We start from the raw sequence: 25,628 nt of genomic DNA on the forward strand, positions 1-25,628 counted from the left end.
TAGAACGTTGAAGAGAAGAGTAATTGACGCTGCTTGATACAGAGACCTCGGCTGGTGAGAAAGAGGACATGGCAAACTCAATGAAGATGAGCTCTGAGTTTTCTAACGGGTTAACGCTTGTTAGACGGCAGTGACCGTTACTTCACCGAGTTTCATTTGGAACTGTCGAGGTATTTTTATAATACGAATTTGGGTGGTAACACGGTCTGATCCGTCCCTTTGTCAATTGACAAAGGGGCGTTTTTTATTTGGAAAAGGAGTGAGCAGATGGAAGCAGCAGAATTTATTCAAACGTATTATCGAAAAAGAAAAGGAACCGATTCTTTAAAGTGGGATGCCTTGGAGGAGCGTTATGGTGCAGCAGATTTATTGCCGCTTTGGGTAGCGGATATGGATTTTTCAGTGCCTGAATCTGTTCAGGCCGCACTGACTGAGAGAATTGATCACGGTGTGTTTGGCTATTCCTTCACGCCGACGGACTATTTTTCAGCCTATCAAGGTTGGCAAAGCCGCCATGAGCAGACTTTATTTCAAGCAGAGTGGCTGCACTTTACCTCTGGTGTAGTGCAGGGCATCTATGATCTGATCGCTTGTTTTACTGCTGAAGGGGATCAGATTTTGATTCAGCCGCCGGTTTATTATCCGTTTTTTGATGTTGTGAAAAATCAGAAGCGGCGCTTAGTAACCTCAGAGCTGATTGAAACCGAAGCGGGATATCGGATCGATTTTGAACATTTTGAAAAACAATTGAAGGAAAACACGATCAAGCTCTTTATTCTTTGCTCGCCTCATAATCCGGTTGGGCGGGTCTGGGAAAAAGCAGAGCTGAGGAAACTGCTCTCCTTGTGTCAGAAATATGATGTGCTGGTTATTTCAGACGAGATTCATTCGGATTTGATTTTGCCGGGGCATACTTTTTGCTCGGCTTTAACGATCGCCGCGGAATTGGACTTCTTGGACCATTTGATCGTATGCAACGCGCCGTCAAAAACGTTTAATTTGGCCTCATTGCTTAACGCGCATATTTGGCTGCCGGCTGAAAATCTACGGAAAACCTATCAAGCATGGCAAGAGCTTCATCGTCAAACAGGAATTAGTGTGCTGGGTCAAATTGCGGCGCAGGCGGCTTACGCAACAGGCGATGAATGGCTGGAAGGACTGCTAACGGTTGTAGAGGGAAATTATCAACTGTTGAAGCAACAATTAACCACGCAAATCCCTAAAATCAAAATCAGCGAGCTTCAAGGAACCTATTTAGCTTGGTTGGATCTAAGAGAGTGGCTGCCAAGCTTAGATATGAAATTTTTTATTCAAGACCAAGCAGGCTTGGCGATCGACTATGGGGAGTGGTTTTCGCCCGAGACAAAGGGCTTTATTCGAATTAATTTGGCAACAAGTACAGAAAATATCGAGACAGCGGTCAATCATTTATTGACGCTCGATCATAAGCTTAAAGGGGGAAATTAACATGGGCTATCACACAGCGACAGAACTGGCACAAATCGGCAATCATCAAGACAAGCAAGCAGGAGCAGTGTCGGCGCCGATTTATTTATCGACGACATTTTCTCATCCGGGTCTGGGCGAGAGTACCGGCTATGATTATACGCGAACGAAAAATCCGACAAGAACGATTTTAGAGGAAGCTTTAGCCAAATTAGAAGGGGGAAGTCAGGGAATCGTCACCAGCTCAGGGATGAGCGCGATCCAATTAGTGTTCAATTACTTTCCGGCGCAAAGTGAATTTTTAGTTTCCCGCGATCTTTATGGCGGCAGCTATCGTTATTTCAAAGAATTGGAACGTCAAAACGATTCTGTCTTTCATTATTTTGATGACTTTACGAGTTTGAAAGAGCAATTGACCGAAACCATCGACGCAATCTTCCTAGAAACACCGACCAATCCGCTGATGCAGGAAGTTTCCATCGCGGATACGGCTAAGCTTGCCCACAAATATCAGGCCTGTTTGATCGTGGACAATACGTTTTCCACGCCGTTAAGGCAGCAGCCTATCAAAGAAGGGGCGGATATCGTAGTTCACTCGGGAACGAAATTTTTAAGCGGACACAATGATTTATTGGCAGGGGTCGTGGTGGCGAAGGAGCCTGAGGTAGGTGAACGTTTGGCGTGGTTAAGCAATACCACTGGACCAACCTTATCAAGCTTTGACAGCTGGTTGTTTATTCGCAGTTTAAAAACTTTGAAAATTCGCTTTGAACAACAGGAACGCAATGCGCAGGGAATCGCTAAAGCCTTAAAATCCTATCCGCAGATCGAAAAGGTGCTTTATCCCGGCATTGGCGGAATGATCAGCTTTTATGTTAAAGATGCTAGTAAAATCGACGCGTTTTTGGCACGTTTGAAGCTGATCACCTTTGCGGAAAGCTTGGGCGGGGTGGAGACATTGATCACCTATCCAACCACGCAAACCCATGCGGATATTCCAGAAGAGGTTCGCGAATCCTACGGGCTGACCACGAACCTTCTGCGTCTTTCAGTCGGCATAGAGGATAGTCAAGACTTGTTAAACGACTTAGTCCAAGGCTTCAGTGCGTTTGATCGTTAAGAAGGAGGGGGCAAATGAACTTACAGCAGTATCGCTATGTTCAGACCATTGCGAAGGTCGGCAGCTTTAGTCAGGCGGCCAAGGAGTTGTTCGTGACCCAGCCCAGTCTTTCTAGTTCCATCAAGGAGCTGGAGAGTGAGCTGGATGTTCAGCTTTTTCATCGATCAAAATCTGGGACTTGTCTGACAGAAGCCGGCAGTGATTTTTTGATTTATGCTAAAAGAATCTTGGCGCAGGTGGAGGAAATGGAGCAGCACTTTTTATTGGGGACTAAGAAAAGCTTTACGGTCAGTTCCCAGCATTACGATTTTCTCTATGAGCCTTTCGTGAAGGTCACAGAAAAATTTCAGTCGGTCTGTCAAAATTTCTATTTGAATGAAACAACAACGAAAAGAATTCTTGAAAGTATTCGCGATTTTGAAAGCGAGCTAGGAATTATCTATCTCAATCCCCAAAGCAAACGCATGCTGGAGCGCTATTTCAGTCAAGAAAGCCTGAATTTTGAGGTGTTGGGAAATTTTTCTACCCATATCTATTTAGGTGCGCATCATCCGCTTGCCGCCAAAAGGATGATCACGAAAGCGGAGCTGTCCGCGTATCCGCAGGTTCGATTTATTCAAGAAGACCACGGCTCAGCCCATCTAAACGAAGACCCGATCGGCGTATCCAAAGAACGGGCGAATTACTATACTAACGATCGAGGAACGCTAATGAATTTATTGGCGGCCTCTGATGCTTATGCCTCTGGGCTGGGAATCATCAGAGGATTAACCAAAGATCAGATCGTCTTGCGCCCCTTGCAAGATGCCGATGTGCATTCCTTGGTGGTCATCACCAATCGAATGCGGAAGCAAACAGAAATGGGAAAATTCTTTTTACAGGAATTAAAGAAGACGCTGCAGGAGGAACAGGGATAGAGGATGAGATGTTTTTGCTGCGAGGTAGAAAATGGTATGATAACGACGAAAGAAAGGAACGATTGAAGTGAAGAAATGGAAAAAAATCCTTCTGATTGTGGTTATCGGACTAGTCGTCGTGATTGGCGGCGGACTGGCATACTTAAAAACGCAGACCTATTCTCCTACAAATAAAGCTGAGCAAATCGCTGAAAAAGCTGAGAGCAGCAGTGATTGGCTTTATTTTCCTGCCGAGGATAAATCCAAGCCAATGATCATTTTCTATCCTGGGGCACTGGTTGCTCCAGAAAGCTACAGCTCGTGGGCGCAAACAGTCGCAAAGGCTGGTTATCCGGTCTATATCTTAAAAATGCCGCTGGATTTGGCGGTTTTGGCACCCAATCGCGGTGAGAAAGTTCTTTCTGAACAGTCGAATCGCGATTATATCATAGGAGGCCATTCTTTAGGCGGTGTGATGGCCAGCCGCTTCGCACAAGAACACGCCAAGCAACTAAAGGGTGTGTTCTTCTTAGCCAGTTATCCAGACGAAAAAGGCAGCTTGGCGGATAAAAATATCCCGGTACTGTCACTGACAGCCGAAAATGACCAAGTGCTAAATCAGGACGCCTACCAAAAAGCTAAAAAGGAGCTGCCTAAAAATACCGATTATCAAGAAATAGCAGGCGGCAACCACGCCGGCTTCGGTTCCTACGGTGCGCAAAAAGACGACGGGAAATCTACGATCAACGATCAAAACCAGCAAGTGGCAGAGCGCTTGCTGAGCTGGTTGAAGAAAACAAACGAGTAAATATGCGACAAACTAAACAACGCCCAGTCAACTCAATTGACTGGGCGTTGTTATTTTCTAATTAAATTTCTTCAAAAGGTAGAGGGAGGCTCCCAGTAAGCTGGTTCCTATAAGCAGCCAAATCTTACTAGCTCGTTCATCATTTGTATTAGGATAACTTTTACCTGATGCACTAGTTGTTTTGCTGACTGCCGGTTTTCTTGACGATTCACTTGTTTCAACGACGGTCGATTCGGTGGAGGAAGCTTCAGATGTACTTGATTCAGAGCTGTTTGATTCGCTAGTAGAACTCTGAGAGGTACTTTCAGAACTACTTGAGTCGGTAGTAGAACTTTCGGAACTGCTTGATTCGGTAGTGCTGGTACTAGTTTCCTTATACGTGTTGATCAGGGTGAAATGATTGTTCTCTTGATTCAATGAAAAATCAAATCCCTCTGGAATATTCACTTCATTGACGCTGTAGCTGATCGTCTCACCAGCATTGTTATATAAAGGCAGGTCATTATTGACTCCTAGAATCGGAACAGTGGAAAGCGTTGCTTTAAAGTTCTTTTCCTTTGTCAGAGAGAGCGTATCCGAAGCTGTCCATGCAGGAGGAGTAACTAGAGGCGTTCTGATTACCTGATAATCTATTTTATCGGGAATGACTGCTTCTGGTGCATCTTTCCATTGTTTCTCTAAACTAAGCTTGACAGTAGGTGCTTTAATAGAAGGGATTGGGAAATCCAAAAGCGACGAACCAGTGCTTGCTGGGTCTAAGGTCGTCCGCTGATTACATAAATACCAGAATTCCCCTTTAAAATCGGTCGCTTCCGTATTCAGTCGAATCTGATAGGTCACAGTAATCAGCTCATTTGCCCCTAGAGCAAAATTTGAAAGTGTGATTACTTGATTTTGTTCATTCACTTCTAAGTTTCTTGTTAGCACCTTTGTTGATTGCCAGTTTCCGTCAGAATCCTTTTTCCAACCAGTAGCTGAGTAATTTGTATCAGAAAAGTTTCCGCTGCCTTGCAGTAGGATATCCTTTCCCATTGGATCAGTTACGGTGCCGTTGGGAATGGTTTTAGTGACCGCGTTTATGATAGTTTTTAGCGCATCACCTAATTCTAGCAGGTTCTCATCGATCGGGCGATAGTGACTTTCTTTGTCCGCGATATTCCGTGCAATATATTCTCCTCTAGCAGTAGGAGCAGTACCGATAGAATAAGTGGTAATTCCAGACTCTTTTAGAGCTACGATCGTTCCTAGCGTAGCATCGGTCACAATTTCTTTGTCAACCTTAGTACCATTTGAATCTGAGATCGTGTCACTAGTATTGAATTTTTCCGAGGTTGTTTGAAAATCCTTCACATAGTTAGCGGTATGGAAGCCGTTATAATCGGTAATTTCACCTGTGTTGGGATAAGACGTTGCACCAACAGCAGGCAGATAGCTGCGATTAGCACTGCCATCACCGATATGAATCAAGATTTTTTCAGCACCTGATCTGCCTTGATTCAATAAAAGTTCCTGACCAGCGATCAATCCTTTTTGGATAAAGGTGCCGGTGTGACTTTGAGCGGTGCTCGTTAAAAAGTTCTGTAATTCATCCATATCGTTAGTAAAGCCATTTGTGGAATACATATTTCTGTTGTAGGCGACAATACCGATTTGAACAACGCCGTTAGACAAGGAGTCCCCTAATTCTGTTCCGAACTCTTGCAGCCCTTTTAAAGTATTGGTCAATTTCTCACCCTGCATGGAAGAAGAGTAGTCGATAACCAGCACAACATCTAAAGGAGGGTGGGGAAGTTGATTTCCTTTGATATCTAAAGTGACATCAAACAAGCCCTGCTTTTGCGGATTCGCTTTAACAGTCTTTTTAACATAGGCTTGATCCTGATAGTTTACAAAGCCTTCAGAATCTACAGGTATTTGGTTAGTGCTGGTATAGCTATAATTATAAGTATCTCCATTTGCCACTCCATTACCGATGTAGTTTCCAGCATTCGTTGATTCATATGGAAAAGGACTCTCGGCAGCTAACACCTTTGTAGAATTGGCAACGAAAATGATAAATAGCACAGTTAAAAATGTCCCGAATAGCGTAAAAAGCTTATTTTTCATAATATTCTCCATCCTCAGCTTCATTATGACTTAATAGTAACATTTATTTTAATAGAACAACAAAATTTGACTCAGGAATCCATTTATAAATGTACATAGAACTGGAAAATGTAAACACATTGGTACAGACCATAACGAAATACTAAATAAAGATCAATAGCGTCAAATGAACAATCTATGATTTTTTTGAAAAGGCATTCATTTTTTTTAGGATGAGGAAAACCTTGATATGACGGCGATTATCTCCTGATAATTACTTTACTTTAATAAATATTAATTTATTGGAGTGGGAAATCTATTGCAAAAGGAGTATTTTGGTGTTGTAGATATCTCAAATGATAATTAATAAAAACTAGCTTGAAAGGAGGAAGACTTTTGAAGGAACACGGACTAAGTAAAGAGCAATTATTCAGATTATCGCGTCGGACTTTGGAAAAACGTATCCGCAATTTTTATTATAAAACGAAAGATGACCAGGCCACCATCGAAATGTTGATCACACTTCAGGTGAGAAATGAATTGTGTGAAGCGGATTTTTCAAATGTACTGCGCGCACTTGTTCAGCATATCTTCTTAGAAACCAGATCGACTGCTGCTATGCGGCATTATTATAGATATTTCTCCGAATATTTTGGAGCAAAAGATTGGCAATTATTATCGGTTAAATTATTCCCAGCGCAAACATTTATCGCTGAAAAGCTGGAGCATGTCTATTCACAAGTCATTAAAGAACCTTTGTCAGGATTAGCAGAATCATGACGGCGCGTTGAGAAAGGAGGTTAAAAAAACAAAAAAGAAAGGGAATGAAGGATATGATAACAACACTTACTTTAGATGCAGAATTTGCAGATAGCAATGGCAAATCCCGTCATCTACGCTTTAAAAACTTTGATCCGACCAAAACGGCGGAACAAATCAAAACAGCTTTAACAAAATTAACGAAGCTCGACCTATTTGAAAAAGATGGGGTGGGTTTATATAAAGAGGTCTTGCACGCGACGGTGATCGAGAAAACCGTTGAAGAAGTTTTTGATGAACGAACACAGGCACAGGACCCATCGATCATGATGATGGAACCTGCGATGGAACTAACAGAGGCAGAACCATTGTCAGTAGAGGAAGAACCGCTGAAATCCGTTCAAGCGATGGCGAACGTAGAGAACAGTCAAATACCACAAGATTTGACCATCACAGAAGCTAGTCCCGAACCTGGTTTATTGATTCAGACTTTTGAGCTTCCTAAAGGGCTCGATCCGTGGTCATTAGATGAAAACCAAGCCATCAGTCTATTGGCAGCCTGTGTGCCGCCCAATGCGACACCACTAAACGTAGAAATCGATGATCAGTCTGTTCCGGCTAGGATGATCATAACAGTGAAGATAGAAGAGGGAGCAGTGACGGCAGAAGTCCCCGTCATTACCCAATCCCCGCCAGAAAAGCCTAAGAAAAAACGCAAGCGATTACTCGATCGAATTCGTAAACGAGAGTAGCCGATAACTTTCACCTCATCAAGAAATCCAACGTTGGTATGAGGTGAAATCGAATCGTTTAACGACTTGCTTACAGAAATTTTTAGCCCGCTTCCTAGCGGGCTATTTGTCATGGAGTTGATTGATACGTCGATAATCAATTCTTTGTTAAATAGATAGCTTTCAAATTGGAAATGTCCTTATTGGTCAGACCCAATCCTTTTTTCAAATAACCATTGACGCCGCCATATTCTTTTTCCATTGTGTCGTAGGCTGTTTGTAAGTAACTCTTGCGAACTTCCATCATGGCCGTAATATTTTCTACTGCCTCCTTATTATCATTGGTTGCTTCCTTGACCTGTTCGATCGATTTTTCGTTTTCTGACTTCCGATATTTATTAGACAACAGATAGTCCTCAAAAATGCTCTTTTTATCCACCCCTAAAGCACTTAACACAAGCATCGTCGCAAAACCAGCGCGGTCCTTTCCAGCGGTACAATGCCAGAGGGTAGAGCCATTTTCAGACGTTAGCAATACATCAAAAAATTTCTTGTAATTCTCACGAGCAGTAGGATCTGTCACGAGTTCTTGATTGATTTTCTCCATGTATTCAACGCCATTAACTTTGTCTAAGTTTTTATAAAAGTCCTCTTGACTAGCTGTAACACCGCTGTCCTTCATCACACCATAGTGAAAGTTTTTGACATTCTCGATTTCCGGATCGGGCTTAGAAGCAACCTCACTATCTGTTCGCAGATCCACGATGTTGGTTAGCTTGAAGTCATTCACCAGCCGCTCTTTATCCAAAGGAACAAGATCAGCCAACTCACCTGAGCGAATCAATTTATTCTTTTTAATACTTGCTCCGTCTTTTGTGACGATGCCACCCAAGTCCCTTGTGTTGGCAGCACCAACCATCACAATTTTTTTACTCGTATTTTTCTCAGAGGATAGCGCCGTTTTCGGTTCACTCGATTTTTCTGCCGCTTTACTAACAGAATATCCGCCCAATAGAATAATCATTGAAGCTGCCACACATGATAAAACCACTTTTTTCACATTCATAATATTCTCCTTGTTATAGGTATTTTGGTTTGTTACAAGATTAAGGATAATCAATGAATGTAAAGTTATCGTCAATAAACTGAAAAGAGTGTGTAAAATTGTAGAAATCAATCAGCTTTAAAAGACTTATTAAACAAATACGAAAGTTTTTTCACACATGAAAATAGGAGTAGACAAATTAATGAAATCAAGTTTGCAAATTCGGAACACTATTAAGTTTTTCCTACAATATATGACCGTTCAAGAGTGGAAATAGACCTTTTGAGGTATTTTGGGTTCCCTAGATAAGAAATATGATAATTTAGAGATGAATACTATTATTTTAATATTTCAAATAATGTTTTTGCAATTTATTTCCCGTCATAAAATTAAATTCTCTTTGATGAGCTAGTTACAACAAGTTAAATTTAAACAAGTAGCTATTAGAGAATCAAGATTGTATCATAGCAAGTAGAATTTCTTAAAACAGAGATATTTTCGTCAAACTCAAAGTTACGCTAACACTAAAGGAACAACGTTGTTTTTCGTTGTTCCTTTAGTTGTAAATAACGATATTTCTAATAAAGTATAAGTTGCTGGTTAGATTGAGAATAGAAAAATATTAGTGAGGTGTTTAGTTGAAAAGGCTTACTTTTTTTGTGCTTTTATTAGGTTTTCTAGGATTTTGTTGGTTCAAATTTACAGATTTTGAAAAGACTCTGTCAGAAAATAAAGAAGGAGGAGAAGTATTCCATAGCAATAAAGATGTTTATGCCTATTTGAAAGTCGATGGAACCAACATCGATTATCCTGTAGCGCAGCATCCAGAAGACGATGCTTACTATTTAAGTCATGATTTTGACAATAACGAAACAGTCTATGGTGCAGTTTTCACTGAACGATTTAACAAAAAGGACTTTAATGATTTTGCAACGATTATTTATGGTCATGCTACTCGAGATGGTTCTATGTTCGGTACCCTTGAACTCTTTTCGGATCGTGCTTTCTTTGACAAAAATACATCGATCATGATTAGAACTGCTCAAGAAACGATTTTATATGAAGTATTTGCTGCATACAGTTATACGGATGAACACCTTTATCACACGTTCCATTTGGACAATAAGGAATCATACAAAAATTATTTGGGAAAAATAAAGGAAATCTCAGCACAACTAAATGGGAATTATCGTGATATTGCACTAAATGAAAACGATAAACTATTAATTCTATCGACTTGTGATGCTGAGAAGGAAGGGAGAAGATTTGTTGTTCACGCGAGGGAAAGAGAAAGAAGCCCTGTTTAAATTTGAGGGCAAGATAAAACCAAAGAATGCCTATTTCTTGATGTACATCGTAGGATTAATGCTCTATGGAATGGGAAGTTACTTGTTTTTAAACGAGATGTTGGTATCAGAGTTTGAGTTGAAAACAGGCAGTCAACTTCTATCCATACTGGGTATTTTATCGATCGTAGGAGGGATAGGTATCCTGATAGGACTTTTTTATCAGTTTTACAAACGCATAGTGTTAAAACAAAAAATTCATGTTGCGTTAAGAAACTATCTGTTGATTGTACTAATTTCTGGCGTTCTTCTTGGATTGTTTGGGGAAATGATTTATCGAGCTACTGATATGAGTTATGACGGAGTAAAAAGTAGTATTTGGATTTTAACTACTTATATACAAGGAGCGGCACGTTTCATTTTTATTTATTACTGCCTCAAACTTCTTGTGGGTGAGCCTTTTGACTGGAAGACTCAATTATTTAAAAAAATGATCGCAGGTGTAATTGTCTTATTGAGTATATCCATAGGGATAAGTTTGGTTTTACCAGTAATTGGTCCGATGGCAATGTTTCTTACCGATTTGATCATTTCGATTGGGATTGTTTACAAGCAATTATTTGATTCTTAAAAAAAGTGTTAGGGGTTGTGTTTGATATGAGGAAAAACTTGAACAAATTTGTGAAGTACATTACTTTATTTAGTTTATTGATGGGAAGTATGCCCATAGCATACGCAGAAGATATTAAAGATGCAGTGGAACAAAGTAAGGCAGAGACTTATTATAATCAGACCGTGGAAAGCGCACAGGAATCTGTAGTTCCTGATGTTGACAACAAAGCCGAACCACCACCTGCTACTGAAGAAACAACGGATACTAGTCAATCAAAAGATGAGTCAGAAGATAAAACTAAAGATTCTTCAGAAGAAAAAGATAAAACCGAAGAAAAAGAAGAACATGAAATTCGGTTGCCAGAAGTAGAAGAAAAGAGACCGAATGTAGAAGAACAATCACTAAAAGAGAAGTATGGAGAACCAATCTCAGAAAATGGGCAGGAACAAATCTATAAAGTGGATGAAACCCATTTTATCACTTATATCAGCGGAGATGTAAAGACTTATAAGGATGAAGAAGGAACGGATTTACCAGTTGATCTGAGTTTGGTCAGTGATACGGCTGATAATGAAACAGTCTTTAAACCTAGTGGCAGTCCGGTAGATGTTGTATTGCCTAGTAAAGTAGATGAAAAACAAGGCATTCAAGTATCTAAAGGCGAAGATACTTTAGAGTTGATACCTAAAGACAAAACTTATGAAAATGCTACGGTAAAGGAAAACGCTCTTCTATATAATAATGTCGATGGGGCAGATGATGTTCAATACACGATTACCGATAATGGGGTAAAAGAAGAAATCATTTTGGAATCGTGGCGTGAAAAGCATCAGTTTACCTATCATTTTTCTGCTGAAAAGTATTCAGCTACTCTACTGGATAATCAAATAATCATTACAAAAAAAGGTAAAAAGAAAGTACTTTTTGTTTTATCGGCACCTTTAATGGTCGATCAAGCTGACGAGACAAGCGATGCTATAAAACTGAGTTTGAAAGAGCAAGATGGTTTATATGAGCTAATGATTGATGCGGATGAAAACTGGTTGAAAGATGAGAAACGAACCTATCCTGTTCGAATCGATCCTACAGTCACTGTTCCAACTGAAAATCTAATTGATACAGTGACTAGTTCAGTTCATGGCACGTATCAAGGGCGCGGTTATGGCTATGTTGGCTATATCACACAAGAAATGACCGGAATTCCCAATGCCAAGGATGTAGGACGTACAAGAATTTATACGAAGATCAATTATGATTTTTCCAAAATTCCTAAAGAAGCGAAAATCGATAATGCAACCTACAATCTTTACCAATATATCAATTACCCGCAAACAAATGCGACTTTCTCAAGCTATAAGCTAAAGGAAGATTTCAATATTAATAATTTAACTTGGGACAACTCAGTTGGTTTGTCACAAGAACCGACCGGAGAAAAAGCTATCAGTGGCGCAAAACACGGGATGCACAATTTTGATATCCGTGATGCTGTGAATAGTTGGGTTCAAGGAACTGCTAAGAATTATGGAATCGTTGTGCAAGCAACAAATGAAAATGATTACGGTGGGGCCTTCTATACCACGTATTCAACTGGAGGGCCAGGACAGATTGATTTTACTCCTGATAAACGCCCAAGTATGACAATCAACTGGTCAATTCCCGATCCAGTAGATATCAATTATCCAATTAAGGATACGACGGTAGCGTTGCGCTCAATGATGTTAACTGCAAAATCAGGGAAGTTACAATTTCAAGGTGTCTTTGCGGACGGGCTCACCACTCCTAATGCAATCGTTGATTATGAATTAAGCGATAAAAGTAAGGGATTTGGAGGCCAGTCTTTTGCTAGCTACTCCTACAAGTACCCTAATTCTAGTTTATTTGATTCCTATTTTCCAAATGGGACTACAAAGTACAGTGACAAATTGTCAAATTGGCAAACCGGAATTCCTTTTACCGATCCTACGTTTAATACCGTCTATACAATTGATGCTGAAAGTAAAAAGGATGGGAATACCAGCGGCAAGAAAAGCAGTGAAAAATTCGTTATTTACAAGGTAACCCAATATGATACATTACCAAAGATAGCGGCGTACTATGGTGTTCCATTATCACAAATTGTCTATGATAATCGCGTTCAAGACATGCTGCTGCTTAGTAATAATACGCTCTTTATTCGTAATCCGAAGAAAAACGCTAATAAACCATACAATCCACCGAAGCTTTCCGATGGCTCAAAACAAGACATTGATAGCTTACTGATGGGACGCGGCTTACATTGTGAATTTGGTTTTGAACCGATTAATCTTAACACAGGAAATTTCTATCTCGATCGTACCGATGTTTCTATTCCAGGTTTAACCAGTGATTTTGAAATTACTCGTTCCTATAATTCAAAAGGAGCAGATTTCAATAGTCTTTTTGGCCGCGGTTGGTCCTTTGATTTTAATGAACAAGTAACCAGTGATGAAAAAGGAAACCTTTATTATACTCGAACAGATGGCAGTATTCTTAAGTTTACAAAAGATGGAAATAAGTACGTTGCACCCGAAGGCTATGATTTATCCCTATCGGTAAAAGATAAGGAGACAAAAGAAGCCGATTTTGGGAATGGTAAGGAAAAATATACTGTCAAAGAGTATCAGATCACAGATACTGATAATCAAGAAAAAACCTTCAATTACTTTGGGCTATTGACGAGTCAAAAAGATGAAAAAGGAAACACTACCAAACTCGAATACAATAAGAATGCGCAACTAACAGCTATTAAAGATCCAACTGGAACAATGTATAACATATCTATGAATGATGAAGGGTACATTGGGAATATCACAGTACCGAATGGATCAAAGTTGAGCTATGAATATGATGATGAGGGGCATTTAATTGGATTTACTGATGCCGTAGGTGTGAAAACTCGTTATGAATATAACAAAGAAGGTCTAATGACTGCGTGGTATGACGGAAACGGAAATAAGATCATTGATAATACGTATGACAAAGAAGGTCGAGTTGTAAAACAGGTGGATGGAACAGGCGCCGTTTCGACTTTAGAATACAGCAGCGGTCAAACTCGTACGACTGATGGAAATGGTGATGTCACCACCTATCAGTATGATAAACAATATCGTACAACAGGAATCAGCTATCCTGATGGAACCAATGCTTCAAAAACCTATGATGCAGAAAATCGTTTAACGAGCGAAACGAATGAAGCGGGACAGACATCGAGCTACACCTATGATAAAAATGGAAATATGCTCACGGAGACACGATTTGATGGTGCTGTCAGACAATCAACTTATGATGGGAAAAATCATGTGACAAGCGAAAGTGACTTCGACGGAACGAAAACTTTGTACGCATATGATGGTGCTGGCAATCTTAACTCCATGCAAATAAATGGTAAAGCAGAAGCAACGTTTGGAGTAGATAAACAAGGTCGGATAACTAGTACAACGGATTCTGAAGGGCACAAAACCACCTATAGCTACTCAGGTGCCTTTCTGACTAAAATGACGAATCCTTTAGGCGGCGTAACTACGATTTCCTATAATTCTCATGGTCTTCCTGTCAGCATGACGAATCCTTTAGGGGGAGTAACAAGTTTAACTTATGACAATGAAGGAAGAAAAACGAGCGAAACGACACCCGATGGACAGAAGACCAGCTATACATTTGACGGATCTGGACAAGTAATCGCGCAAACGGATGGAAACGGTGCTACATCTACGTACACATACGATGCGGTCGGAAATATGCTGACGATGACCAATGGTGAGGGCGGCAGCTATTCATATGCTTATGATGGGGTCGGAAATAAAATCAAAATGACTGATCCTGATGGGAATGCGACTACCTATGGTTATGACAAACGCAGTCGGTTGTTAAGTGAGACAGATCCGGCCAGTCAAACATTGTCTTATCAACGAGATAAACTTGGACGATTGCTAAGTGATACCAACGAAGCTGGAAAAACAACGACTTATACAATTGATGAGGTTACCAATCAACCAGCAACCATCACTGATCCATTGAATCAAGTGACGAGTAACACCTTTGATCAATCTGGTAATTTAATCAAAACCGAAAATCCAGATGGTACACAGGTAACAAACGAATACGATGATTTTGGACAAGTAATCAAACATACGGATGAAGCAGGACTTATCACAACCTATGCGTATGACTTAAACGGTAATAAATTAAGTGAAACTATTGATGGACGAACAACTAGTTTCACCTACGACCCTTTGGAAAATGTGACTAAAGTAACGTATCCTAATCAAGAAACTTGTGAGTATACGTATGACTCAATGGGAAATGTTTTAACTTTTATTGATGCCCGAGAAAAGAAAACGACTTATACGTATACAAAAGGTGGTGCTTTAGCATCTGTCACCGATGCGCTAGGCAACCAATCAAAAATCACCTACGACGGAAATGGAAATCAAGCCAGTGTTACAGATGCAGCAGGTTATACAGCTAGCACCACGTATAATACGCATAATCTTCCGGCAGAAGTGACCGATGGATTAGGCAACAAAACCACGTATTCTTATAATCAAATTGAACAAATCACCAGTTCAACCGATGCTTTAGGAAATAAGAAAACCTATTCATATAATGAGTTAGGATATCCAACAGCCATTACTGATGAGAATGGAAATGTCTACAAGCTGTCCTATACACCAACTGCTCAAACAGAAAAAATCGAGAATCCAGATGGTTCGACAATAACGAATAGTTATGATGATCTTGATCGATTAGTGAAGGAGACGCATTCGAATGGACTGGTTTCAGAATATGAGTACGATGCCAGTAACCGAGTGATCCATACGAAAGATAATCAAGGCTTGGATGACACCTATACTTACAACAATCATGGCGAACGATTAACTGAGACAAATAGTCTAGGTGAAATGACGACTTATGAGTATGATTCACAGGATAATGTCACTAAGGTAGAGTATGCGGACAAAACAAGTGAAGCTTTCACCTATGATGAGATGGGAAATATGTTAACCTCAACGGATGTTGAAGGCAAACAGACCACGTATACGTATGATAAAAATGGAAATTTAAAAGAATCAACCGATGCAAAAGGTCGTGTGACTGCCTATAGCTATGACGCAATCAATCAAATTGTGACAGAAACCAATCCTGCGGGAGGAGAAACGACATATACCTATGATGTCTTAGGAAATGTCTCTAGCATCACAGATGAAAATGGCGAAAAAACCAGTTATGGTTACGATGCCAATCAAAATTTGATTTTATACACTGATGCAAAAGAAAATACGACAGCGCTAAAATATGATCCATTAAATCGTTTAGCTGAGAAAGTGAGTCCAACCGGTGCTGTTCAAAGCTATACGTACGATAATCTTGGCAACACGTTAACAGAAACAAGTGGTGAAGGAAATACAACGAATTATAGCTATGACAATATGAATCGCGTGTCTAGTATGATTAAACCAACTGGCGGGGAAATTAAGTATACCTATGACCAAACAGGAAGTCTTTTGTCTGAAACAGATGCAAATGGTCATGAAACGACTTATGAAAATGATCTGTATGGTCAGGCGATTAGCCGAACTTTGCCAAATGGAGCGAAGTACAGTTATGCCTACGATAAACTAGGAAGACTAACAGAACAAACTGCACCTAAAGGATTGTCTCAAGTGTACTCGTATGATGTCTCTGGTAATTTGATCAAACAAGAGGATCAATCGAAACGGGCAACGGAGTATGAGTACGATAAAGCTGGTCGTTTGCTTACAACTAAAGATCCAGCCGATTTGACCACCAAGTTTGAATATGATGAGGCAGGGAATTTAGCACAAGAGATTCGCCCTAGTGGAATTAAAACTAAATACAGCTATGATGTAATGGATCAATTGCAGACTGTTACTCAGCCAACAGGTCGGGAAACAAGCTATGACTATGATCCAGTCGGACAATTAACGACTCGTACGATTAATGGAAAACGAAAAGAAACCTATAAATACGATCCAAATGGAAATCTGACAGAAACGATTAATGCGTTAGGTCAAAAAAGCACGAATAGTTATGATGAAGAAGATCGTTTGATCGCTGAGACGAACACCGCAGGACAGATAACAGCCTATAATTACGATAAAGATGATCGTCTAACCAAGGTTACTTCTAGTGAAGGAGCTATTAATGAGTTTTCTTACGATGGCAATGATAACTTAACCAATGTTACATCAGGTGGCCAAAGGGTAAATAGTTATAGCTATGACAAGATGGATCAGCTGACCGAAGCGATTACCGGGACAGGAGACAAAGCTGCTAAAACAAGTTATGCCTATGATTCAGTTGGAAATGTCACAGAGATTACGAATGGAAATGGCAAAGTCACTAAATACAAATATGATGAATTATCCAATGTCGTTGAAAAAGTGAATAGTTTAGGTGATACCACTAAATACACTTATGATGCTGACAATCGTTTAAACAGTGTTCAACAACCAAATGGTAAGACGATTTCCTATGATTACAATAAATTGGATCAGCTTCTACAAGTCAATTACTCAGAAAAAACTGATGGTACAGTGATGTACACCTATGATGCTGATGGGCGACGAATTTCGATGGATGATCTAACTGGTCAAACGAACTATGAATACAATGATGAGGATGAAATTACCGGGGTTCGCCAAGGTGATGGCAGCTTGATCAAGTATGACTACGATGACTATGGAAACATCAAAAAGATGACCTATGCAGACGGATCAGAGGTCAAGTATAGTTATGATGAGTTGGATCGATTAACGAAAGTCACTGATCAAGAAAACAAAGAAACAACTTACGAGTATGATGATGCTGGTAATATGACCAAGATTAAACGTAAGGATGGAACAATATCTACGTTAACCTATCGTTTGGACAATCGGGTAGAAGAAATCAGCCACCGAAACAAAAAAGGGAAAGTCATCTCCTCTTATCGCTATGACTATGATGCGGATAATTTTGTTTCTGAAGAAGTAATCACCCAAGAGGGCAAGACCGTTGTTCAAAAATACGAGTATGATAGCCTTGGACAGGTCACTCAGATGACTGTTTCTGATAAGAATAAGAAACATGAAATCGCTAGTTATACCTATTCTTACGATCACGCTGGAAACAAACTGACCAGTACAGAAACAATTGATGGAAAGGAACAAACAACAAACTTTACCTATGATGATGATAATCGTCTGTTAAGTATGGAAACTGGCAAAGAATCCATCACGTACGAATACGATAAGAATGGTAATCGAGTGAAACAAAGCGGCACAGATGAAGTGTTGGATTATATCTATGACACTGAAAATCGCTTGCTTGCGGTAAAAGATAATCAAGGACTTCTGTTGGCAGCTCTTTATGACGGTGATGATAATCGTGTGTTCACCGCTAGTCGAACAGAAGACAAGACAGCTTATCAACTCTTTAAACGTAAAGAAGAAAAAGCGAAGAAAACACCTAAATCGACATCGAAGTATCGCTTAGGATCAGGTGATAGAAAATCACCAAAAACTAGTCCGAATGGTGAAGAAAATTCGCTTTTCTGGTATGGATTTTCAGAGAATGTCATTCAAGCACTTTCAAGCTTACCTGAAACAGTCGGAAATCTTTGGATGAAAGTCTTTGATACCGTCTCACGCGCCTATCATCAAAAAATCGCGAAGGATCGGGCAAATAAAGAAGGTATTGTCGTCAATCCGCCAAGTCTCGGCAATCGTCCAGGCGAAGGCAAGGTCACTTATTCTTCTGAGGTGAACGAAGTCTTGATCCCGTACACCACACGCGAAGACACGTATAACTATTACGAAGTCCGAAACTATGTGAATGATGTCAATCAAGAGAATACTCAAGTACTCCAAACCTATGATGACGAAATGAAATCTCGCGAAACGTATACGTACGGAAACGAGCGGATCAGCTATACGAACAATCAAACCAAAGATGAGTACCAATACTTGACAGATGCACGAGGCAGCGTGACCGGTATGGTACAAGACGGTGAGCTGAAGCAAACAAATAGCTATGGCGTGTACGGCGAACCGGAAGAATCAGATGACATCGGAAATCCGTATGGGTATACTGGAGAGGCACAAGATATCACAGGATATAACTACCTAAGAGCCCGTTACTATGATAGTCAAAGCGGCACCTTCCTCACTCAAGATAGTTATGAAGGAGAAGAAGACAATCCGCTTAGTCAAAACGGTTATACCTATGTTGAGAATAATCCGATAAATTACTCTGATCCAACAGGACATAAGAAGAGTTTCTGGGGGAATTTGTGGAACAAAGGAAAACAAGCTGTAAACAAATATATTGTGAAACCAGTTGTGAAAGCCGTGAATAAAGCGAAAGCTTGGGTTAATAACAAGGTAACTGCCGCGAAGAAATGGGGTAGCAATCTTTGGAATAGCGCGAAGAAAGTAGCAAGTAATGTTTACAATAGTGCGAAGAATTTCTTTTCAGGAGGAAGCAGTAGAAAAATGGTTTATGGCCCACCAAATCCTAATGGAACTGGTGGATGGGCTTCAAATTATCCAATAGCAAACGGTTCTCCAAATAGCAACGGTTTCTTAAGCCATACACTACTAGAAGCAAGGAGAGCAGCGAATCGTCAGTTAGAAATTCAACGTCAGTATGCTAAAGCAACAGGTCAAAAGGGGTTACCTAAAACTAAAGAAGGTCAGAACTGGGAAAGGAATAGGAATAACTCTTATATAAATACGTTAACTCACTTCTGTAAAACAGCACCTAAAGCCAAAAAAGATAAACATCAATCTGTAGGAGTTGTTGCACCATCATTAGGAGCGACATTGAATCTTCCTGCTGGAGGTAAGGTGATAGGGAAAACAACTATAAAAATTTTGGGTAAAGTAGTTTGGATTTATACTGTTTTGGATTTAACGAATAAAGCTGTTAATTATATTGAACATGGCGACACGAATGATATGGTTGTTGGTGGAGACATCACACCTAAAGATGTGGCAAACGGTAAAATAAAAGGTTTGTTAGAAAAATCTAAACCGGGAAGAAAGACAAAAGGGAAATCAGAGCAATGGGAGAAAGATGGCGGTTATGATGAAGCACTGAAAGATTTTGATGATTTAGGAGTTAAAAATGTTAAAGATATACCTAGTGGAAAGACAGGAGTATTACCCGATGGAAGGAAAATCAACGTTAGAAATAAGAGTTCGGATGGTCGGCCAACTCTAGAAATACAAGATCCTAAAGGCTCGATTAAAATAAGGTATAAATAATGGGGGGGTAACAATGAAAGAAATTTGGGAAAGATGGACTCCAATTGAATTGGATAAGAATATGTATAAAGCTTCTTACGTTCAACTAATAGATTTTGAAGGACTAGAGATTCATCTAGTTTTTAATGATACAGAAAATTTGTTAAATATTAAATTTGTTCACCCAGTTTTAGCATATCAAAATATTGATGAAGGCCGAAGATTGAAAACACTTGAATATTTGTCTGAAAATTATGATAGTCAATTTTTTACCGACTGGACTCTTTTTGAGGTTAAGAATTCAAGCTATCTGACTTGGTTTCATACTGAGAGTTTTGGCATCAATGAAGATGAAAAAGTTTTTCATTATGTGATTCTTACTGAAAATGATGTTGTTGATATTCTATCGTTGTATAAACCGAGAATAGAAATTACACATAGATAGATTATTTCAAGCAAGGAATCTGTTTAATCATTGAGTTGTGCTTTCTTAGACAAAAAAGAAAGGTAAGCGTACGATGCTAAAGCGTCTCGATGTCCCTTCCACCGACTGCTAAACTTGCAGTATCAACTATCAGGAGGCGTGCTATTATTGCTTATGAAATATCTAATGGTTGGTTTGCTTAACCGATATCGGTGTCAAGGACGGTTTAAAATCCAACAAAAAGGAAGTACTGAAAAAACAAAAATAAGGTATAAATAAAGGAGCAAAATAATGGAAGAACTAACAGGTTATAATTTCCCATTAGATGAATAGTTGGTAAAAAAAGTACAACAGGATGAGAAGGGCACCATGATAGTCTTAGAGGGCAAACATTTTTTAGTAAAAATTCTATTTGGAGGTTTTGTCTATGCCTTGTTATCTTCAGATGAATTTGGACTCCAAAAAAGAAATCATGAATGGTCCAAAAAATTCGGAGAAGAGAAGTTGCTAAAGGAGACGTTTTTCAAACTATCAATTTCAAAGTTTATTGATTTTATTTCAGATCAAACATTTGGTTTCTATGATGATATGGATTTAAAGCATTTTGTTGTATGGACTGAAGACGATACTGTTGAAGTAATTGCACATTATGAGCCACAAATAGAAATTCAGGAAAAGAAATGAGCGTGTAAAATAAACCATGTAAGGGGGCTGTTGCAAAGTTTGAAAATAAACTATACTTGAACGTTTCTGATTGTAAATTAAGCAGGAATGCCCATAATATTTGTATTTCTGTACAGACAGAAAGCCGAAAAGCGTTCCTTCTTTTCGGCTTTTTTGGGTCGCGCTCTCAGCAAGTCGTTAATTGCTAACTGGTGAAAGTTCAGTCTGAGTAAGTACCAGGGTGCTCAGTAGCTATAAGACAGCAGTGAAGCTGGGGAATCAAGTCATGGTGGAAGTAAATGGAAGAAATATAAAAATAAAAGAGATTTCGAAAATGATAAGAGAGAAGGAACCTATAATGAAGATGGGCAACGAATCAGAAATTAACATTCAGGATGGGAAGATCCCTGAATTAGAAAAAATGGATTTTTCATCAAGCAGTTTTGATAATGAGGTTTATAAATTATTTTTCAATGCGGAAGATTATCATGATGTAGTGGTTGAAGCGACAAGGCTTAAAAAAGTTGCTGTATTAGATGTATTTAATGAAACTATGCAGATAGGAGACCCGAGACTTGATCTATTGTCAAATGAATACTTCAGACTAAGTCAAGAAAATAAGTATTTATCTTTTTTTGAGAGAGTATTTGAAATAAATGATAACGAAGCTTATATAGATTTCGCAGGTGAAGATGACAAGAATAAGATAATAGAATCAATAGATAATGATTGCGAGGCATTAGATAAGATAGATAGACTAATTTATATGAATCAAATCGATATATTAAATAATGGTGATAATTATATATATAAGATTGAAAATATAAATCTTTTAAAATTATTAATCAAAGGTTTTCTTCGAGAAAAAATACGGAACAGTTTATACTTTAACTCACATCCTATGATGTTAATCTCCAATTATGACCTGAGTCTTCCAATTATTATTGATAATAATCAAGACAAAGAACTCTATGAAAAAATTGCAAATGAGAACAATCTATTTTTTAGATAATTTAGGGGTTTCAATTGTAACTGTTGGGAATAGCTTTTAGACTATGTTCATTGTAGCGACGACTAAAGGAATTGAAGTTGTTTCTGCGTATACGAAGAAAAGTCGAAGAGAAATCAGTCTCTTCGACTTTTCTCCATGTGAAGCAATTGAACCTCTATTTAGGGCAGCTTAAGCAAATAAATCGGTAAGGGGCATATACTAAAGCGTCTCGTTTTCTCCTTCGCTGACTGCTATAACTGTATCAGCTTACAGGAGGCGCACTATGATGAAGACAATTGGACTGACGGGTTCATAAGATGACAATCGAGTATTCACCTCCAGTCGACTGAGGATATGGACATGGCTGCTCATTAACTATTAAAGCGGAAGAAGGACAAAGCGAAAGGATCGAAGAATTCAAAATCGATTTCGAAGGAAATAGTACTACTAGAACCTACTTTAAGCCAACAGATGCACAAGGATATTTTAATAGACAGCCAGGAAAATGAGAACTATGGAGGAAAGTATAATGCATTATAGATGTTATTGTTGTGGAAACTACACTCTAGAGGACGATAGCGATGATATTTGTCCAGTATGTTGGTGGCAGGATGACATAATACAGAGAGAAGAACCTGACTATACTGGCGGACCAAATCATGGCATAAGTCTTAATGTGGCCAAACAAAATTTTAGATTGTTTGGTGTAATTGATAAGGAATATATAAAAGAAGTCAGGAAACCACTACCCGAAGAATTACCAGAAAATAACATATAGAAAAAACTTAAAACTAGTTTGGCTCGATAGTAAAACGACTCAAAGATAAATAAGAAGTGAAAATCAGTTAATTATTGCTTTTCACTTCTTCCTTTATTGCGTAAATATCCGATGCTGAATTAACAGATTACGAAACTAAGTTATGGCGAAGATTTCTTATTAATGGAGAAAAGATAGTTGCTGAGCTTGTCTATGTTGTTATGATAGTATTTTAGGTTGTGATGCAAAGTTTTTGCAATCACTTAAAAAAATTCTTAGAGAATTCTCCAACACGAGGCGATCAAGAAAGAGAAAGTCAATTAGCAGATTGGTTACGTGAACGAATAATAAAACAAGGCGTTCCGTCTATTGAAATTGATACTACTCAAATAGTAAATAAAGTTGAAGAGTTAGATAAAACCGAGGATAAAAACTCTTTAATTATGTTTGCTATTATAATGATTGTTTTGGTTGCGATAGCTTATTGGTCATAATCAAACTGATTTTGGCTTATTATATTTCGTAATCATTTAAAAAGTTCACAAGAACTTTCAGTTAACCCACGGATAAATGGAAGTAGTATCTGGTTAAGTGTACCAGTAACATTTCAAAATATAATGGTGGTGAATATAGTGAATAAAAGAGAAGTTCATGAAGAGATTCAAAAAATTAATAACTATCTAGCAAAATGTTTATGGATGGATTTTGAATTTGCACAAATCAACTATAATAATATTGTTGCCGCGGGCAGAATAGACACTTCATATAATGATTTCGCGATAAATATCGATTTTGGAATGCCATTTTATATGTCAACTTTATTATCTTGGCATTTAGATGACTCAAAACCTTTTATTGAGCTTGTGACGGGTGAAGAAGAACGAGATTTTATTGAAAAATATCAAGTTGAACTGGGAAACTATATTTTTAAAATCAATGCTGAAGATTTTGATACAGCGCCAATTTTTATTGCGAGTCATAGAATAAAATGTGAGCTAGTAAATGAACATCCTTTTGGGAAGTGATATTAGGTGAAAGAAACACAATAGGTTAAGGTCAAATTTCTTTTTCAATGAAAAAAATATAATTGGACAATTAGAGAATCAGAAATTAGGAGAAAAAATTAATGAAAAAGTGGATTGTTTTATTTTCGATGGCAGTGGTTTTAGTTGGTTGCAGTGCTACTGAGGAGAAGAAATCGAATAATGCAGATATAAGAAAAGAGTTTAGTTCTTCAGTAGAGGCTCCAGCAATCAAAACCGAGGTAGATCAAAGTTCGGGTCTTTCTGATTATATTGAAGGAAAAGCAATATCAGAAATAAAAGAAGTCGTCTCAATAAGAGAAGATGGATTTAAGGATGAAGTTACGATAGAGGGGAAAGAGTTCAATTTAGCAATTCCGTCATCACTTACCGACAAAAAACTGAGACTTAAAGTGGCGCTTAAAAATGGAAAGAAATTCAATACAGTAATTAAACTACCAAAGAGGGCAAGCATTGATTCTTATAAGAATTTTGCTTCTCAAATGAACAGAAATATGAATGACATTAATGATAAGGTCAAGACTAATTTTCCTTTAACTGTAAAAAGGGAAACACTTATCGCTGCTGATGAGAACAATGCTCAAACTTGGATTCACGTTTTGGATGGAGAACTGGTTGGCTTAAGTATGATCGGTTCAGAAGATGCAGGGGACGAACTGGCAACAATCATTTCATCTTTTATAATGATCTATGAAGTGGATAACGATAAAGTGTTTTCAGCGCAGAATGATTTTTCAAAAACGGGTGAAAAAACAAGTGTTACCTCCAACGGCTATATGTTTACATTTGATCATAACGATGAATACTTATATATCGATATAATCAAAACGACTAAAAACATGGAGATTTGATTTAACAATTTGTAAAATTCAGCTTAGTTAAACTCAGACTAAATGACTACAGCGAAAATCCTCCTTCGGCCCTATGACTAAACTTCAAACCTCGTGCATAATATAGACATAAGATAAAAACACATCGCGAGTGGAAAAATCAGGAATTCAATAATTGGGTCGAGTTCCTGCAAAATCAAACTTGAATAATCAAATTAGGAATAGGAAAAGGGAGAGAATCAAAATGAAAAAAATGTTGACAAAATCACAAAATGATCGGGTATTTACAGGGACGTTAGCTGGTATTGCGGAGTATTTCGGGATTGATCCTACGGTTGCTCGTATTCTCTATGTATTTGCCAGTCTTACATTTATTGGCGCACCAATCATTCTCTATATCGTCATGTCATTACTGATTCCAGCAGCGGAGCATACTGATTATCAATCAAGCTTTTCAGATTGCGGCGCATAATCTGGATAAGCCATAGCAAAAAGTAAACGGAGTCTTCTCCGATGTACAACTACAAAAACAAACAGGATAAAGTTATCACTAGTCTTACAGAGTGTATAACTTCAAAAAAGATCGTACGAGCTTAAATTTTTAAGCGTGTACGATCTTTTTCTGTGTTCACTTTATTGTATTCGCAACAGTATTTACAGCGATTTTTTATTTTTAGCAGATCAATATGCTCTATAATAATAGTGAATGTGTGCATTCCTTTTTTGCATAGGGAGCTGTTAACTATCGTCAAATTATGAGATGCTTAAACTTAGCTATAATAACTATTAATTTAAGAGGTTGGAGTTTTGGAATAGAGGTCTACTATTGAAGCTATTGAAGAACTTATTTCCACTAAAAGCCTATTGA

The 25,628-nt window shown here is 38.5% G+C and carries 19 protein-coding genes, 1 pseudogene and 1 other annotated feature (1 of these 21 cut by a window edge); of the genes and pseudogenes, 18 read left to right on the forward strand and 2 right to left on the reverse strand.

Annotation, left to right across the window (positions count from 1 at the left end):
* Window positions 1–222, forward strand: a binding site (T-box leader) (it extends 2 nt beyond the left edge of the window).
* Window positions 223–267: 45 nt separating this feature from the next.
* The 4 genes from FFR60_RS01770 (at window position 268) to FFR60_RS01785 (ending at window position 4,270) form a co-directional block, all read left to right on the forward strand.
* Complete coding sequence (locus FFR60_RS01770) at window positions 268–1,467, forward strand: MalY/PatB family protein (RefSeq protein ID WP_137662739.1); 1,200 nt, start codon at window positions 268–270, stop codon at window positions 1,465–1,467.
* Window position 1,468: 1 nt separating this feature from the next.
* Window positions 1,469–2,566 (forward strand): PLP-dependent transferase, encoded by a 1,098-nt coding sequence (locus FFR60_RS01775; protein ID WP_137662740.1) that lies wholly within the window; start codon window positions 1,469–1,471, stop codon window positions 2,564–2,566.
* A gap of 14 nt (window positions 2,567–2,580) precedes the next feature.
* The gene (locus FFR60_RS01780) at window positions 2,581–3,483 is read left to right on the forward strand and encodes a LysR family transcriptional regulator (protein ID WP_137662741.1); all 903 of its coding nucleotides are present in this window, start codon (window positions 2,581–2,583) and stop codon (window positions 3,481–3,483) included.
* A gap of 67 nt (window positions 3,484–3,550) precedes the next feature.
* Window positions 3,551–4,270 carry an alpha/beta family hydrolase gene (locus FFR60_RS01785; protein ID WP_137662742.1) on the forward strand — a complete coding sequence of 240 codons (720 nt, stop codon included), beginning with the start codon at window positions 3,551–3,553 and terminating at the stop codon, window positions 4,268–4,270.
* 57 nt (window positions 4,271–4,327) lie between these two features.
* On the opposite strand, the gene FFR60_RS01790 is transcribed toward FFR60_RS01785, so the two are convergent.
* Window positions 4,328–6,376 carry a VWA domain-containing protein gene (locus FFR60_RS01790; protein WP_137662743.1) on the reverse strand — a complete coding sequence of 683 codons (2,049 nt, stop codon included), beginning with the start codon at window positions 6,374–6,376 and terminating at the stop codon, window positions 4,328–4,330.
* Window positions 6,377–6,751: 375 nt separating this feature from the next.
* Between FFR60_RS01790 and FFR60_RS01795 the strand changes: the two genes are divergently transcribed.
* Together FFR60_RS01795 and FFR60_RS01800 are read left to right on the forward strand one after the other, a co-directional pair.
* A complete protein-coding gene (locus FFR60_RS01795; protein WP_137662744.1) occupies window positions 6,752–7,135 on the forward strand; it encodes a hypothetical protein in 384 nt (127 codons plus the stop codon).
* Between the two features lie 53 nt (window positions 7,136–7,188).
* Window positions 7,189–7,866, forward strand: a complete 678-nt coding sequence (locus FFR60_RS01800) for a DUF2922 family protein (RefSeq protein WP_137662745.1) — start codon at window positions 7,189–7,191, stop codon at window positions 7,864–7,866.
* Window positions 7,867–8,002: 136 nt separating this feature from the next.
* Here FFR60_RS01800 and FFR60_RS01805 read toward each other — a convergent pair whose 3' ends face one another.
* Entirely contained in the window at window positions 8,003–8,911 is a 909-nt protein-coding gene (locus FFR60_RS01805) for a tyrosine-protein phosphatase (protein WP_137662746.1), read from the reverse strand.
* A gap of 617 nt (window positions 8,912–9,528) precedes the next feature.
* Here FFR60_RS01805 and srtB point away from each other — a divergent pair.
* The 12 genes and pseudogenes from srtB (at window position 9,529) to FFR60_RS01860 (ending at window position 25,232) form a co-directional block, all read left to right on the forward strand.
* Entirely contained in the window at window positions 9,529–10,197 is a 669-nt protein-coding gene (gene srtB, locus FFR60_RS01810) for a class B sortase (RefSeq protein WP_137662747.1), read from the forward strand.
* Window positions 10,160–10,807: a hypothetical protein gene (locus tag FFR60_RS01815; protein WP_249354928.1), complete on the forward strand. Its 648-nt coding sequence runs from the start codon at window positions 10,160–10,162 to the stop codon at window positions 10,805–10,807. The genes srtB and FFR60_RS01815 overlap by 38 nt, the downstream gene beginning before the upstream one ends.
* A 26-nt stretch (window positions 10,808–10,833) precedes the next feature.
* Complete coding sequence (locus tag FFR60_RS23225; protein WP_137662749.1) at window positions 10,834–20,073, forward strand: DUF6531 domain-containing protein; 9,240 nt, start codon at window positions 10,834–10,836, stop codon at window positions 20,071–20,073.
* A 13-nt stretch (window positions 20,074–20,086) separates the two neighbouring features.
* Entirely contained in the window at window positions 20,087–20,497 is a 411-nt protein-coding gene (locus tag FFR60_RS01825) for a hypothetical protein (protein WP_137662750.1), read from the forward strand.
* Between the two features lie 348 nt (window positions 20,498–20,845).
* Window positions 20,846–21,160 (forward strand): hypothetical protein, encoded by a 315-nt coding sequence (locus tag FFR60_RS01830; RefSeq protein ID WP_249354930.1) that lies wholly within the window; start codon window positions 20,846–20,848, stop codon window positions 21,158–21,160.
* Window positions 21,161–21,425: 265 nt separating this feature from the next.
* Window positions 21,426–22,151 (forward strand): hypothetical protein, encoded by a 726-nt coding sequence (locus FFR60_RS01835; RefSeq protein ID WP_137662751.1) that lies wholly within the window; start codon window positions 21,426–21,428, stop codon window positions 22,149–22,151.
* Between the two features lie 58 nt (window positions 22,152–22,209).
* Window positions 22,210–22,323 (forward strand): annotated as a pseudogene (locus FFR60_RS22800) (IS6 family transposase); the annotation flags it as partial.
* A gap of 336 nt (window positions 22,324–22,659) precedes the next feature.
* A complete protein-coding gene (locus FFR60_RS01840; protein WP_137662752.1) occupies window positions 22,660–22,908 on the forward strand; it encodes a CPCC family cysteine-rich protein in 249 nt (82 codons plus the stop codon).
* 218 nt (window positions 22,909–23,126) lie between these two features.
* Window positions 23,127–23,381, forward strand: a complete 255-nt coding sequence (locus tag FFR60_RS01845) for a DUF1129 domain-containing protein (protein ID WP_137662753.1) — start codon at window positions 23,127–23,129, stop codon at window positions 23,379–23,381.
* Window positions 23,382–23,519: 138 nt separating this feature from the next.
* Window positions 23,520–23,912: a hypothetical protein gene (locus tag FFR60_RS01850; RefSeq protein WP_137662754.1), complete on the forward strand. Its 393-nt coding sequence runs from the start codon at window positions 23,520–23,522 to the stop codon at window positions 23,910–23,912.
* Window positions 23,913–24,013: 101 nt separating this feature from the next.
* A complete protein-coding gene (locus FFR60_RS01855; RefSeq protein ID WP_249354931.1) occupies window positions 24,014–24,781 on the forward strand; it encodes a hypothetical protein in 768 nt (255 codons plus the stop codon).
* 223 nt (window positions 24,782–25,004) lie between these two features.
* Window positions 25,005–25,232 carry a PspC domain-containing protein gene (locus FFR60_RS01860; RefSeq protein WP_137662755.1) on the forward strand — a complete coding sequence of 76 codons (228 nt, stop codon included), beginning with the start codon at window positions 25,005–25,007 and terminating at the stop codon, window positions 25,230–25,232.
* The last annotated feature ends 396 nt before the right edge of the window (window positions 25,233–25,628 follow it).

This window comes from Enterococcus hulanensis (genome assembly GCF_005405485.1).
Classification (GTDB): domain Bacteria; phylum Bacillota; class Bacilli; order Lactobacillales; family Enterococcaceae; genus Enterococcus_A; species Enterococcus_A hulanensis.

Coding starts and splice junctions, on each gene's coding strand:
- FFR60_RS01770 (WP_137662739.1), top strand. CDS start 268: ATGGAAGCAGCAGAATTTATTCAAACGTATTATCGAAAAAGAAAAGGA.
- FFR60_RS01775 (WP_137662740.1), top strand. CDS start 1,469: ATGGGCTATCACACAGCGACAGAACTGGCACAAATCGGCAATCATCAA.
- FFR60_RS01780 (WP_137662741.1), top strand. CDS start 2,581: ATGAACTTACAGCAGTATCGCTATGTTCAGACCATTGCGAAGGTCGGC.
- FFR60_RS01790 (WP_137662743.1), bottom strand. CDS start 6,376: ATGAAAAATAAGCTTTTTACGCTATTCGGGACATTTTTAACTGTGCTA.
- FFR60_RS01800 (WP_137662745.1), top strand. CDS start 7,189: ATGATAACAACACTTACTTTAGATGCAGAATTTGCAGATAGCAATGGC.
- FFR60_RS01805 (WP_137662746.1), bottom strand. CDS start 8,911: ATGAATGTGAAAAAAGTGGTTTTATCATGTGTGGCAGCTTCAATGATT.
- FFR60_RS23225 (WP_137662749.1), top strand. CDS start 10,834: ATGAGGAAAAACTTGAACAAATTTGTGAAGTACATTACTTTATTTAGT.
- FFR60_RS01825 (WP_137662750.1), top strand. CDS start 20,087: ATGAAAGAAATTTGGGAAAGATGGACTCCAATTGAATTGGATAAGAAT.
- FFR60_RS01830 (WP_249354930.1), top strand. CDS start 20,846: ATGATAGTCTTAGAGGGCAAACATTTTTTAGTAAAAATTCTATTTGGA.
- FFR60_RS01835 (WP_137662751.1), top strand. CDS start 21,426: ATGGTGGAAGTAAATGGAAGAAATATAAAAATAAAAGAGATTTCGAAA.
- FFR60_RS01840 (WP_137662752.1), top strand. CDS start 22,660: ATGCATTATAGATGTTATTGTTGTGGAAACTACACTCTAGAGGACGAT.
- FFR60_RS01855 (WP_249354931.1), top strand. CDS start 24,014: ATGAAAAAGTGGATTGTTTTATTTTCGATGGCAGTGGTTTTAGTTGGT.
- FFR60_RS01860 (WP_137662755.1), top strand. CDS start 25,005: ATGAAAAAAATGTTGACAAAATCACAAAATGATCGGGTATTTACAGGG.